The organism is Bacillus atrophaeus, assembly GCF_001584335.1.
Taxonomy (GTDB): domain Bacteria; phylum Bacillota; class Bacilli; order Bacillales; family Bacillaceae; genus Bacillus; species Bacillus atrophaeus.
Map to the genome: position 1 here is coordinate 620,274 of NZ_LSBB01000018.1, position 12,466 is coordinate 632,739.

Annotated in this window: 11 protein-coding genes and 1 other RNA gene; 7 read left to right on the forward strand and 5 right to left on the reverse strand. The window is 40.7% G+C overall.

All coding sequences use genetic code 11. From position 1 onward, the window contains the following. Positions 1 to 52 precede the first annotated feature (52 nt). The 5 genes from AXI57_RS12050 to AXI57_RS12070 all read left to right on the forward strand — a co-directional run bounded on the left by AXI57_RS12050 (position 53) and on the right by AXI57_RS12070 (position 5,877). Complete coding sequence (locus tag AXI57_RS12050; RefSeq protein ID WP_061670190.1) at positions 53 to 679, forward strand: FMN-dependent NADH-azoreductase; 627 nt, start codon at positions 53 to 55, stop codon at positions 677 to 679. Between the two features lie 204 nt (positions 680 to 883). Next, positions 884 to 1,070, forward strand: a non-coding RNA gene (gene ssrS, locus AXI57_RS12055) — 6S RNA. Between the two features lie 132 nt (positions 1,071 to 1,202). Next, a complete protein-coding gene (gene recQ / locus AXI57_RS12060; protein ID WP_061670191.1) occupies positions 1,203 to 2,981 on the forward strand; it encodes a DNA helicase RecQ in 1,779 nt (592 codons plus the stop codon). Between the two features lie 247 nt (positions 2,982 to 3,228). Further along, complete coding sequence (locus tag AXI57_RS12065; protein ID WP_061670192.1) at positions 3,229 to 4,107, forward strand: 3D domain-containing protein; 879 nt, start codon at positions 3,229 to 3,231, stop codon at positions 4,105 to 4,107. Between the two features lie 180 nt (positions 4,108 to 4,287). Continuing rightward, the gene (locus AXI57_RS12070; protein WP_061670193.1) at positions 4,288 to 5,877 is read left to right on the forward strand and encodes a solute:sodium symporter family transporter; all 1,590 of its coding nucleotides are present in this window, start codon (positions 4,288 to 4,290) and stop codon (positions 5,875 to 5,877) included. Positions 5,878 to 6,219: 342 nt separating this feature from the next. On the opposite strand, the gene desR is transcribed toward AXI57_RS12070, so the two are convergent. The 4 genes from desR to AXI57_RS12090 form a co-directional block, all read right to left on the reverse strand. Then, complete coding sequence (gene desR, locus AXI57_RS12075; protein WP_061670194.1) at positions 6,220 to 6,819, reverse strand: two-component system response regulator DesR; 600 nt, start codon at positions 6,817 to 6,819, stop codon at positions 6,220 to 6,222. Then, positions 6,816 to 7,952 carry a sensor histidine kinase gene (locus AXI57_RS12080; protein ID WP_061670195.1) on the reverse strand — a complete coding sequence of 379 codons (1,137 nt, stop codon included), beginning with the start codon at positions 7,950 to 7,952 and terminating at the stop codon, positions 6,816 to 6,818. The genes desR and AXI57_RS12080 overlap by 4 nt, the downstream gene beginning before the upstream one ends. Positions 7,953 to 8,078: 126 nt before the next feature. Beyond that, complete coding sequence (gene desA, locus AXI57_RS12085) at positions 8,079 to 9,137, reverse strand: Delta(5) desaturase DesA (RefSeq protein ID WP_061670196.1); 1,059 nt, start codon at positions 9,135 to 9,137, stop codon at positions 8,079 to 8,081. A 346-nt stretch (positions 9,138 to 9,483) separates the two neighbouring features. Next, positions 9,484 to 9,984 (reverse strand): macro domain-containing protein, encoded by a 501-nt coding sequence (locus tag AXI57_RS12090; RefSeq protein WP_003325814.1) that lies wholly within the window; start codon positions 9,982 to 9,984, stop codon positions 9,484 to 9,486. Between the two features lie 211 nt (positions 9,985 to 10,195). On the opposite strand from AXI57_RS12090, the gene AXI57_RS12095 reads away from it, so the two are divergent. Beyond that, positions 10,196 to 10,984 carry a VLRF1 family aeRF1-type release factor gene (locus AXI57_RS12095; protein WP_061670197.1) on the forward strand — a complete coding sequence of 263 codons (789 nt, stop codon included), beginning with the start codon at positions 10,196 to 10,198 and terminating at the stop codon, positions 10,982 to 10,984. A 135-nt stretch (positions 10,985 to 11,119) separates the two neighbouring features. Continuing rightward, positions 11,120 to 11,656: a DUF420 domain-containing protein gene (locus tag AXI57_RS12100; RefSeq protein ID WP_061670198.1), complete on the forward strand. Its 537-nt coding sequence runs from the start codon at positions 11,120 to 11,122 to the stop codon at positions 11,654 to 11,656. A 66-nt stretch (positions 11,657 to 11,722) separates the two neighbouring features. Here the strand turns inward: AXI57_RS12100 and AXI57_RS12105 are convergent, their stop codons facing one another. Then, positions 11,723 to 12,385 (reverse strand): lysozyme family protein, encoded by a 663-nt coding sequence (locus tag AXI57_RS12105; RefSeq protein ID WP_003325818.1) that lies wholly within the window; start codon positions 12,383 to 12,385, stop codon positions 11,723 to 11,725. Positions 12,386 to 12,466 lie beyond the last annotated feature (81 nt).

Sequence of the window (12,466 nt, forward strand, 5' to 3'; positions counted from 1 at the left end):
AGTAACATACTATTTGTAAGTAAATATAAAAAGATTACCGGGAGGAATAAAAATGTCTCAAGTCTTATTTGTTAAAGCAAGCGATCGTACAGCTGAAGAAGGTGTTTCAGTAAAATTATATGAAGCTTTCTTGGCTGCTTATAAAGAAATTAACCCAAATGATGAAGTGATCGAACTGGACCTTCATAAAGAAAACCTTCCTTACCTTGGAAGAGATATGATTAATGGAACATTCAAAGCCGCTAAAGGCATTGAAATGTCAGAAGAAGAGAAAAAACAAGCGTCAACGGCAGACGTTTATCTGAACCAATTTGTAAAAGCTGATAAAGTTGTTTTTGCATTCCCGCTCTGGAACTTCACAGTGCCTGCTGTGCTTCATACTTATGTTGATTACCTATCTCGCGCGGGTGTTACTTTCACATATACGCCAGAAGGTCCAAAAGGCTTAATGGGAGACAAAAAAGTAGCACTTCTTAACGCACGCGGAGGCGTATATTCTGAAGGACCGATGGCTGCTCTTGAAATGTCTCTGAACTTCATGAAAACAGTTCTTGGCTTCTGGGGCGTACAAGATTTGCATACCGTGGTGATTGAAGGCCATAATGCAGCTCCGGATAACGCACAAACAATCGTTGAAAAAGGCTTACAAGAAGCAAAAGACCTTGCTGCTAAATTCTAATATTGATGGAAACTCCCGTGCTTTTTATAGCCGGGGGTTTTTATTTTATGGAAATTTATCTCTATTTTATTATATTTATATAATGAAGAAACTGAATGTGATAAAGCTGTCTCAGTAAAGTGTCTTTTCTGAGCTCTGAAAAAAGTTTTTTTATTGTAATATCATAACCGCTTGAAAAAATGTCAGTAATCGTGTATTCTTTAATAGAAGCTACATTGTTCGTATTGATAATTAAGTTTTAACCTTTAAGCTGTAATAGGGAGTTTTACATCGAAGCCGGAATGTCATGCCTCCAAGATAGAGGACGACAGGAACGCTTCTGCAAACACCCACTTTGAGGAGTGGTGGTTTAAAACTTTCTTACATGCATACGGCAATACGTAGCGAAAGCCATTTCCTTTTGGAGATGGCTTTTTATTTTGCGTTTTTCTTTTGAAAATTCAATTTCAGCCGACCAGTAATAGCAAGGCTTCTTTTTATGATAAGATGGGAGAAACGAAGAAAAAGCGAGGTCTTAGACGTTATGTTAGAGAAAGCCCGATCGCTATTAGCGCATTATTTTGGGTATGAGAAGCTGCGCCCCGGTCAGGAGCAGGCGATACGGTCAGTGACAGAAGCCAAACGGAACACGGCCTGTATTATGCCGACGGGCGGCGGAAAATCTATTTGTTATCAAATTCCGGCTTTGTTATTTGAAGGAACGACGATTGTGATTTCGCCTTTGATTTCCTTAATGAAAGATCAGGTCGATGCCCTTGAGGAAGCCGGAATCGCAGCGGCGTATATTAACAGCACACAATCCAATCAAGACATTCAGAGCCGCTTAACTGCTTTGAAAAACGGTTCTTATCATCTCTTTTATATTACGCCGGAGCGTTTAACCTCACCGGAATTCATTCGGATTTTACAAAGCATCACCGTCCCGCTCGTGGCTATTGATGAAGCCCACTGCATTTCGCAATGGGGGCACGATTTTAGACCAAGCTACAGAAATATTGAAATTCTATTTCGTGAGTTAAAAGAGAAGCCTGTCATTATGGCATTAACCGCGACAGCTACTCCTGAGGTGCATGAGGACATTTGCAAACAGCTTCATATTGAAAAGGAAAATACGGTTTATACCGGGTTTTCCCGTGACAACTTAACCTTTAAAGTAGCAAAAGGCGAAAATAAAGATCGCTTTATAGAAGAGTACCTGAACAGAAATAAGCTTGAAGCAGGCATCATTTATACTGCGACAAGAAAAGAAGCAGACCGGATCTGTGAAAAACTAAAACGGCAGCATATAAACGCAGGCCGTTATCATGGCGGATTGCCGGATGAAGTCAGGAAAGAGCAGCAGGAGCAGTTTCTTAATGACCAAATCCAAGTGATGGTCGCAACGTCTGCTTTTGGTATGGGCATTGACAAATCCAATATCAGATTTGTTTTGCATTATCAAATTCCAAAAGATATGGAAAGCTACTATCAAGAGGCGGGAAGGGCAGGCCGTGACGGGCTTGACAGTGAATGTATCCTTCTGTTTTCACCGCAGGATATTATGGTGCAGCGCTTTTTAATCGAACAATCGGCATCAGATGAAGGAAAGCAAAAGCAGGATCTGAAGAAACTGAGGCAAATGGTTGATTATTGCCACACAGAAGATTGCTTGCAGCGATTTATTCTTAAATATTTCGGTGAGGTTGATCCGGCAGCCTGCGGACAATGCGGCAACTGTACAGATACAAGGCAAGCGCATGACGTCACCAAAGAAGCGCAAATGGTATTATCGTGTATGATACGTATGAATGAACGATTCGGCAAAACCATGATCGCTCAGGTGCTGGCGGGCTCAAAAAACAAAAAAGTGCTGGATAACGGGTTCAGCCGGCTATCGACGTACGGGATTTTAAAGCATCAATCTGTATCTGAAATCAGCGATTTTATCGAGTTTCTGATTTCTGATGACTTTATTCAAATGTCAGACGGTACGTTTCCGACTCTTTTTGTAACCAATAAAGGAAGAAACGTGCTGCTTGGAAAAGAGGACGTTGTCAGAAAAGAAGCGCTCAAAGCGGCTGCGATTACTGAAAATGACGCCTTGTTTGAGCGGCTTCGCATGCTTCGAAAGCAAATTGCTGCAGAACAAGGCGTCCCGCCATTTGTCGTTTTTTCTGATCAAACGCTAAAAGAAATGTCAGGCAAGCAGCCTGCGAATGAAGAGGATCTTCTTTCAATTAAAGGAGTGGGAGAACAAAAAAGGGTGAAATACGGCAAGCTTTTTTTAGAAGAAATTCAAGCTTACGTAAGTGAAACAGTATAAAAAAGCAAAAAAAATAAGTTTTTTTTGGAGAAAACACATTTTGTCCGGAGCGGAAAAAGCCATGCAAATAAGACTTGCAAAACCGCTTTATACCAAGGGTTCAGCAAGTCTTTCCAACCAAGAGAAATCTTTCATGTAAAGGAACTGTAATCTAATTCAAATCGTTTTGTTATTGAAATGACATTTACATATGTTACGATATCCCCTGTTAGCCGCCAATAAAAAGCTAACAAGGGAGGATTTACTTATGAAGAAGACGATTATGTCCTTTGTCGCAGTTGCAGCAATCTCATCAACTGCATTCGGAGCTCACGCTTCTGCGAAAGAAATCACGGTGCAAAAGGGTGACACGCTCTGGGGAATCTCTCAGAAAAACGGAGTGAACCTAAAGGACTTAAAAGAATGGAATCAGCTATCTACTGATATAATCATTGCAGGAGAGAAACTGACCATTTCTTCAGAAGAAGAAACAACCGCTGGGCAATACACAGTTAAAGAGGGGGACAGCCTCTGGAAGATTGCTCAAAAATACGGCATTTCAATCAACAGCCTTAAAAGCTGGAACAATCTAGACTCTGACATGATCTATGCAGGAACAACACTTGCGGTTAAAGGTCAGGTATCAGCTTCAAACACAGCTCAAGAGAGCCAGCCTCAAGCTGAGCCAAAACAAGAAGCGGTGCAAACAGAGCAGCCAAAACAAGAAACTGTTCAACAACAACCTAAACAAGAAACTGTCCAACAACAACCTAAACAAGAATCGAAGGCTGCAGCAGAAACTTCTGAGAAAACAGAGGAACAGCCTGTTCAATCAAATACAAGCAATCAAAATGCTAAAAAAGAACTAACAGTTACTGCAACTGCTTATTCAGCTAACGACGGCGGCATTTCCGGCGTTACGGCCACAGGTGTAGACTTGAATAAAAACCCTAACGCAAAAGTAATTGCGGTGGATCCTAAAGTGATTCCGCTTGGTTCAAAAGTCTACGTTGAAGGTTACGGAGAAGCAACTGCAGCAGATACTGGCGGCGCAATAAAAGGAAATAAAATAGATGTATTTGTACCTAAAACAAGTGACGCACATAACTGGGGCGTCAGAACTGTAAAGGTAAAAGTTCTTAACTAGTCATATATCGGTATTTAAATCAAGGACACTGAGCGTAAGCTCGTGTCCTTTTTTTTCTTCCCTTTTTTTCTCTTTCCTAACCATTATATTCTGAAAAGTTCGAATGTGCTTCTCAAGTTTTTTCTGTTCGTAAACAGGGAATAAGGGTCTTATGTTTTGAAAAAAAGGGGATGCAGAAACTTGATATGGATTATCGTATCTTTTTTACTCATTAATATCGGCATATTTTTGTTCTCGTGGCTAAGAACGAAGGATGTGAACTTACATACGTCTGACGGCTATTTTCTCGGAGGGAGAAGCCTTACTGCGTTGTATATAGGGAGTTCCTTATTGCTTACCAATCTATCGACAGAACAAATGGTTGGATTAAACGGTCAAAGCTACGCCGGTTCGATGACTGCAATGTCTTGGGAGGCGAGTGCGCCGATTGCTTTGATATTTTTCGCGTTACTTTTTCTTCCGAGATATTTAAAAACAGGCATAACGACAATACCCGATTTTCTTGAAAAGCGCTTTGATCAAAAAACAAGACAAATTGTCTCTTTGTTGCTGATCATCGGCTATGCGGTTTCATTCCTTCCGACTGTTTTATACTCCGGGGCACTTGTATTAGATCAGGTTTTCGGTTTTACGGATAATTTTGGAATCAGCACTTTTACAGCCGTATTGATCATTTCATTTATCATTGGCATAACGAGCTGCTGTTATATCTTCTTCGGCGGTTTGAAAGCTGCGGCCTCAGCAGATGCCATCTATGGAATCGGTTTGATCTGCGGCGGCTTGCTGATTGTTGTGCTCGGTATATTAGCTATCGGTGAAGGAAACTTTGGAGGCGGTGTTGCCAAATTAACGGCCGTACATACAGAGAAGCTTAATTCAATCGATATCAGCAACTCCGCAGAAGTGCCATGGCCAACCATTTTAACGGGCCTCTTAGTAAATAATTTGTTTTACTGGGCTGTCAACCAGGCGATCGTTCAGCGCGCATTAGGCGCTAAAAATTTGGCTGAGGGGCAAAAAGGGGCGCTCTTAGCAGGATTTTTTAAATTAGTCGGGGTTTTTTATTTAGTCCTGCCGGGTATTATTGCTTTTCATCTTTATGGAGGCGGAATCAATAACGCCGACAGTGTCTATCCCCGCCTGATCGTAGATTTACTGCCGACAGCGCTTACCGGTATTTTTGCAGCTATTTTATTCGGCGCTATTTTAAGCTCGTTTAACGGTTCATTGAATAGTACGATTACATTATTTACACTTGATATTTATAAGCCGATTTTTAAACCGAATGCAAATGATGCTGATCTTGTAAAGACAGGCAGAATATTTGTAGCAATTCTTGGCGTTGTCTCCATTATCATTGCGCCATTTATTTTGTATGCGCCATCAGGCTTGTATAATTATCTTCAAGAAATGTTTGGCTTTTTTAATGTGCCGATCTTAGCTGCAGTTGTGGTGGGGTTCTTTTCTAAGAGAGTACCCGCCTTAGCCGTTAAAATTGCGATACCGGCTCATATTGTCCTGTATGGCTTATCTAAAATCTTTTTGGGGCACATTCATTTTCTGTATATCCTAGCTGTCCTCTTTCCGTTCTCGGTGGCGGTGATGCTGTTTGTCGGAAGGCTTCGGCCCAGAGAAAAAGAGTATCGTCTTAACCATGATCCTCAAGTGGACTTGAAACCTTGGAAGCATGTAAAACTTGCGTCATGTATTATTCTCGTGATGGTGTCTGTCATTTATATTGTCTTTTCTCCGTGGGGGATTGCCGGTTAAAACAAAATTCTAAATAGAATGGGGAGAGATGGAGCTGAACCGCGAAGTAAATAGAAAAGGGGTTAACCCTCTAAGACGGAATGCTTTTGCTTATAATTTTAAAGGGCTGAAAAACAAGCCGTTTTGTTTGCAAAAAGAGCAGGGGAAGCAGTCATTTGATCGGAGCATGCGCCTGTGATATATGTTTACTTGCGGACAACTTCTGCCAGACTTACCTTATTGAATCAGAATACAGCCCTTATTTTGATGTGCAGGTGACACTTGAAGCAGGGGCCTAAATAAAAAAAAAAAGGCTGATTCAATAAAAAAGAGTATCTCGGACATGACCAAGATGCTCTTTTTTTATTTAAACCAGCCTTTTTCCTTTGACCGGGTAATGGCTTCAATCCGGTTTTTCACTTCAAGCTTATCGAGTATCATAGAAATATAGTTGCGGACGGTGCCGCTTTTAATGCTAAGCTCGTTGGCAATTTCCTTTGTGTTTTTGCCGTCAGCCACAAGCTCGAGCACCTCTTTTTCTCTTTCTGTAAGCGGGTTGGCTTCGCTGTAGATATCCTCCATTAATTCAGGAGCGTAGATGCGCTTTCCGTCCATCACGCTGCGAATGGCGCTTGCGAGTTCTTCACTTGGGCTGTCCTTTAACAAATAACCGCTGACGCCGGCTTTAATTGCCCGCTGAAAATATCCGGAACGGGCAAACGTTGTTAAGATGATAATTTTACAGCCGAGATCTTTTAGTTCTTCAGCAGCTTCAAGGCCGTTTTTTCCGGGCATTTCAATATCCATGATACAAACATCAGGCTGATTTTTTTGGGCGAAATCCACAGCATCCTGTCCGCTTGTTCCTTTTCCTACAACTTCCATATCATCTTCTAAATTAAGCAGCGACCCTAAAGCGCCTAGCAGCATTTGCTGATCTTCCGCTATAAATATTGTAATCATTTTGATCCTTCCTTTTCTTTGATTTTTGATTCATTTGGCATTTTCATCGTTAATTGTGTGCCGTTTTCTGTGTCAATTTGCAGACTCCCGTTTGCGAATTCAAGGCGTTCTTTCATGCCGAGCAGTCCATGTCCTTTTGAAAAATATTGTTCTGTGCCTTTGAAGCACCCATCATCTGTAATGGTAATGATGACTTCCTTCAATTGCTGGTGAACATCAATACGGCAAGTCGTGGCGCCGCTGTGTTTAACGACATTTGTGACGGCTTCTTTTAAACACATGCTCAGAATGTTTTCATTTAGTAACGATATGCTGGCAGGTGTTTGCTTTTCTTCATAGATGAGCTTAATGCCGGCTGCTTCGAGAATTTGTTTGATATTGACCAATTCATCCTTCAGCCGAATTCCTTTCATGGAGGAGACGATTTTTCTTACCTCATTTAAAGAGGTTCTTGCGGTTTGCTGGACGCTTTTTAGTTCAGCGCGCGCCTGTTCCGGATCTTTATAAATTAATTTTCTCGCCAAATCGCTTTTTAAACCGATTAAAGAAAGCTTTTGGCCGAGAGTGTCATGAAGATCACGGGCAATACGCTGACGCTCCTCCATTTTCACCAGCTCAGAAATCCGTTCGTTAGCAAATTCAAGCTTTTCTTCAAGCCGTTCACGATCTTTTCGGATGCGGATACTGAACGGCAGCAAAATCGCGCTGATCAGAGTGATGACGACGAAGGGAATTTGCGTGAGAAACAATTCTCTTTTTAAGACAAAGCTGAAGTTTGCGGCAACCGCAGCGCTTGTTAAATGTACATAATATAGAATATGAAAGGGAACGCGTTCTCGTATATTTCCGATAAAATACGCAATAAAAAAAGCAAAGTAAATATAGCTGAACAGCGTAATAGAGGCAGTGGAGATGCCGATTAAAATAAATGCCCACATGTAAATGGCCCAGCCCTTTGAGACAAACGCAAATCTGTACACGGAAAAAAATAAAAGCGTCAGGACAATGCCGATAATGATAACGAGTGTCGAAGACGATTTGAATATAAAGTAAAAAGGCAATATGAAAAATATTGTCCAAATATAAGGTGAAATTCCGCTTAGCTTCTGGAATTTTAAATACTTTTTGACCATGATATAACCTCATTTTCAGCATTTCATCTTAAAAGTAACTTTACCACTGTAACGGTCTGATTGCATCCCTTGAACAATAGAAAAAGGAAGCTCTTTCTGGATTTCAGGAAAGAGCCTCCTTGCGGGTCAGGCGTTTTTCCGCAGCGACTGTTTCTCTACTGGAGAAGGCGGATTATGTGATGACGTTTTTTTAATATCCCGAAACGTAACAAATTGTTTCTTTTCTTCATCCCAAAGACGGAATTTAAGAGATTGCAGGCTTGTTTTCAACGTAATTGTAGGTACGTTTTGTAAAGGTTCATGATTCTCATGCGCCTCTTCAAGCTTGTAATTCGGCACTTTAGGGCTTAAATGGTGGACATGATGGTATCCGATATTTCCTGTCAGCCATTGAAGCAGTTTCGGAAGTTTATAAAAAGAGCTTCCTTCAACAGCGGCCTGAACATAGTTCCAGTCTTCATCCGCTTCAAAATATGAATCTTCAAATGTATGCTGAACATAAAACAGCCATACGCCGATCGAGCCTGAGATAAGAAAAATCGGTCCTTGCACAAGCAAAAACGATTGCCATCCGAAGATCAGGCAGGATATAACAGCCAAAGCAATGATTGCGATATTTGTGAGGTGCGTGTTGATGCGTTCTTTACGTTTTGCGCCTTTTTTATTAAAACGGTTTGTGAACAAGAAAACATAAATAGGTCCGAGAATAAACATGACAAACGGGTTTCTGTAAAGTCTGTAAGCGATTTTTGTCCATTTGGAGGCGGCTTTATATTCGTTTACCGTTAACACCCAAATGTCACCTGTACCTCGTTTATCCAAGTTGCTGCTTGTCGCGTGATGGATTGAATGGCTGTGCTGCCATTGAAGAAAGGGAAATAAGGTCAGAACGCCGGTGATAAAACCGAGAACATTGTTATAACGCTTTTTTTTGAAAAAGGATTGGTGACAGCAGTCGTGAAAGATAATGAATATCCGTGTCAAAAATCCGGCAGCCGCGACTGTAAAACCTAAAGTAAGAATATAGGAGATGTTGAGGCTGAAATAAGCAAGAAACCATAGGCCGAAGAAAGGAATAAATGTATTAAGGAGCTGCAACATACTGTTTTTAGTATCGGCTTGAGCAAATGCAGCCACTTGCTTCGTAAGCTTTTTTTGTTTATGAGCAATAGTTTGATCATTCATATTTTAAAGTATCCTCTCATTGTGTGTCTATACCAAGTATAAGAGCAGAGAGGAGTCCTTTGTAGTAGCACACATCATAGTGCATACATGACACTTGTCATGTATGAAGTTAGATCAGCTCATTTTCACCCAGCAACAGTGCGGAGCTTGAAGGTTACGGATGTAATGTATGTGTGAAAAAATAAAAGGCCGGCATTCAAAAGCCAGCCGCTTAATATTGATCTATCCATATACGCCCACGATTCGGCTAAAGCCTTAATGCGGCAGGGCCGCTGCAATCGATGTGGTTTGGCAGAAGTCCATATTTGCGATAAAAGGAATAAGGATAGTTCAATCAACTTGATTTTTACAAATCAACCCATTTGATCCCGCCAGATTGTGAATCGTAATCAACGCTGACTTCGAAGTGGTGCTTTTCATAAAAATGGATCAGGCGCTCAACATGATCCCAATCGCGCTTCGCTATGTCGCCGGTTACCTTCGGAATATTATGGTCCCTGGCGATTTCCTTTAAAAATTTGATGCAAATGGAACCGTATCCAAGATTCGGAGGTCCTTTAATGTCCCCAATATGAATGGCATCGTTCTGATATGAAGCCACAAGGGAAAATCGGCTTCTTCCTCTGTATGCCGTTTCACAATCCGTGAGCATAATTTTACATGTTTGGCCATCATCAATCGAGGAAACAATCAGCCAATCTTCATCTTTCGATTGATCAATACCAAGCACTCGGGAATCTTTTGAAATATCCTTGATATTTTCCTGCATGCGGTACATTTGAATTTCTAATTGATTGAGCTCTTCCTTCAGCTCTTCCCGGTTTTTTTCTATCGTTTCAGTAAACAAAACCAAACTCCTTTCCAGAATGAAAAACAGTCTATGTGAATTGGAACACAATAACCAATTGTAGTAGATATGCAGGGTATTTGTAAATGATAAAATCAGTATTTTTGATAAAAAAGGTGTATCAATATCTTCCTCGGTTTGTTAAATGAGGTTTTGCGGGTGAACAGAGAGGATAAGGAACAGTAATTCGAATGATAAAGGAGGAACATGAATGCCGTTTAACACATTGATAAAGAAGCTGAAATATGTCCAATTGGAATCGCCTGATAAAATGCTTTCATTATATGTGAATACGGATGTAAGGGATCCTGAACAACAGGGGGGAGAGTGGAAAATCGCTCTGAAAACCGGGTTTAGCCGATTAAAAGAATATCTGGCTGCCAGTGATCCGGAGGAGGAAAAATGTCTGGATGCCCTTATAAAAAAAATCTATCAATATATTGATGGAAAGGGAAAAGACATGCCGCGCAGTTTGGTATTCTTCGCTTCTCACCACAGCCGCATATGGGAAGTGATTGAACTGAAAATGCCTGTTGAAACTAGATTTTACTGGGAAGAATCAGCGGTTCTCGATCAGTTGGAAGCCCTTCACGAGGAATATCCAAGCACCGCTTTTGTATTAACGCAGCAAAATGAAGTGAAGATTATTGAAACGGTTCTGGGTGAAATTGAAGCGATTGAGCATTATGAATATGATCTGGTGAATGAGACGTGGGAGCCGCATAAAGCAAAACATGAAAGTCCGTCTTCCTCTATGGATCAGGAGGATGTAAAAGATCACATAAAAGAAAATCAAAAAAGGCTGTATAAGCGTCTTGCCTCAAGACTTGACGAAAAGGCAGCCGCGAAAAAGTGGGAACGGCTCATTATAGCCGGGGATAAAGAAACCGCAGATATTCTTGATCGTCATATGAACAAACCGATTCACACGAAAATTCAGAAGAATCTGCTGAATGAAAACGAACATAAAGTGATTGAGGATTTACTACAAGAGGCATGATCCATGGGCCGGGCTTATCAAAACGTCCGGCCTTCAAAGTGTGTCTAAATTCTGACGAAGCACGCGAAAACGTTGACATCTCCTTTAAATTTGCATACGATTTGTGTAGCCAGTACAAATAAGAGAGGTCATCATATGAATCAGACAGAAAATAAACCGAAAAATTATACCGGAATTGTCCTGACATTGACAGTTGTCATCAACGGATTAATTGCTTTGCTGTTTTTTATGCCGAAACAGGATCAGTTCAGCCATGCGAATATTCACATTTTGCCGATGTTAAATGCGATATTCAACAGCTTTACCTTCATCTTCTTGTTGGCGGCGCTTATTATGATTAAACAGAAAAATATTAAAGCCCATAAACGATTCATATTAGCCGCATTTACGACGACATTATTGTTCTTAATTTGCTATGTGGTGTACCATGCTGTCGCAGAGAGCACATTGTATGGCGGAGAAGGGATTATGCGCTCGATTTATTTCTTTGTATTAATTTCGCATATCATTCTTTCAGCAATTATTGTACCTCTTGCGCTGTTTACGCTCATCAGAGGATTCAGCATGCAGGTGGAGCGACATAAAAAAATCGCCAGATGGACAATGCCGCTTTGGCTCTATGTCAGTCTGACGGGTGTCATCGTGTACTTAATGATATCGCCGTATTATTAAAAGCCATATTTTTATGGCTTTTTTTGTTGTTTCAGCAAATAATAAAAGGCCCCTTTTAGGAGCCCTTTATTCTAACGTTTCAAGAGTTGTCACATTTAAAGATTCTTCTACAGTTTTTGTTTTTTCTTTTACTTTTTCTGCATACGTGTAATCGCCGTAGCAGTATGGGTAACGGAAATTATTTTTATTTCCTCCGCAAGTGTAAAGCTCAGGATTTTTTTCGACCTGCTGCTCGGAGTATTGTTTTGCCAATTCCTCGGTATGCGTTCCTCCATGTTCAGCTACAAAATCAATATAACCCGCTCCCATGTTGTAGCTTTGAATAATGGTTTCCAAATCTACACCTTTATCTTTTCCGGTTTTGTACATGAGAGTAAATTGCTTGATGCCTTGTTTAATACTGAGTTGAGGGTCTTGTATCTCATTTCTCTTTAAACCAAGAGATTCAGAGGACTGCATGGGATCATTTCCCTTTCCTTTTGACTCCTGATACATCATACCAAGTATAAGTGATGTATAGTTGGAGAGGCCCTGCTCGTCCAGCTCATCTTCAACGAGAGGTTTGTAATCTGTTAATCTTTCCAGAACAATTGACTTCGTATCAAACGGCAGTTTTTTGAGCAGATCATGATTCGAAAAAAGCAAGACCATTAAAAAGGAAGCAATGACAAAGACAAAAATCATCATAAAACCCGCAGCAGCGAAACAGCCTTTTTTCTTTTTCTTCACTGTGTTTCACCCTCAATTTTTGGAGCATTATGACTTTTTTATTATGACATAGAACGCTCATGAGACCAAGTGATATCCTGT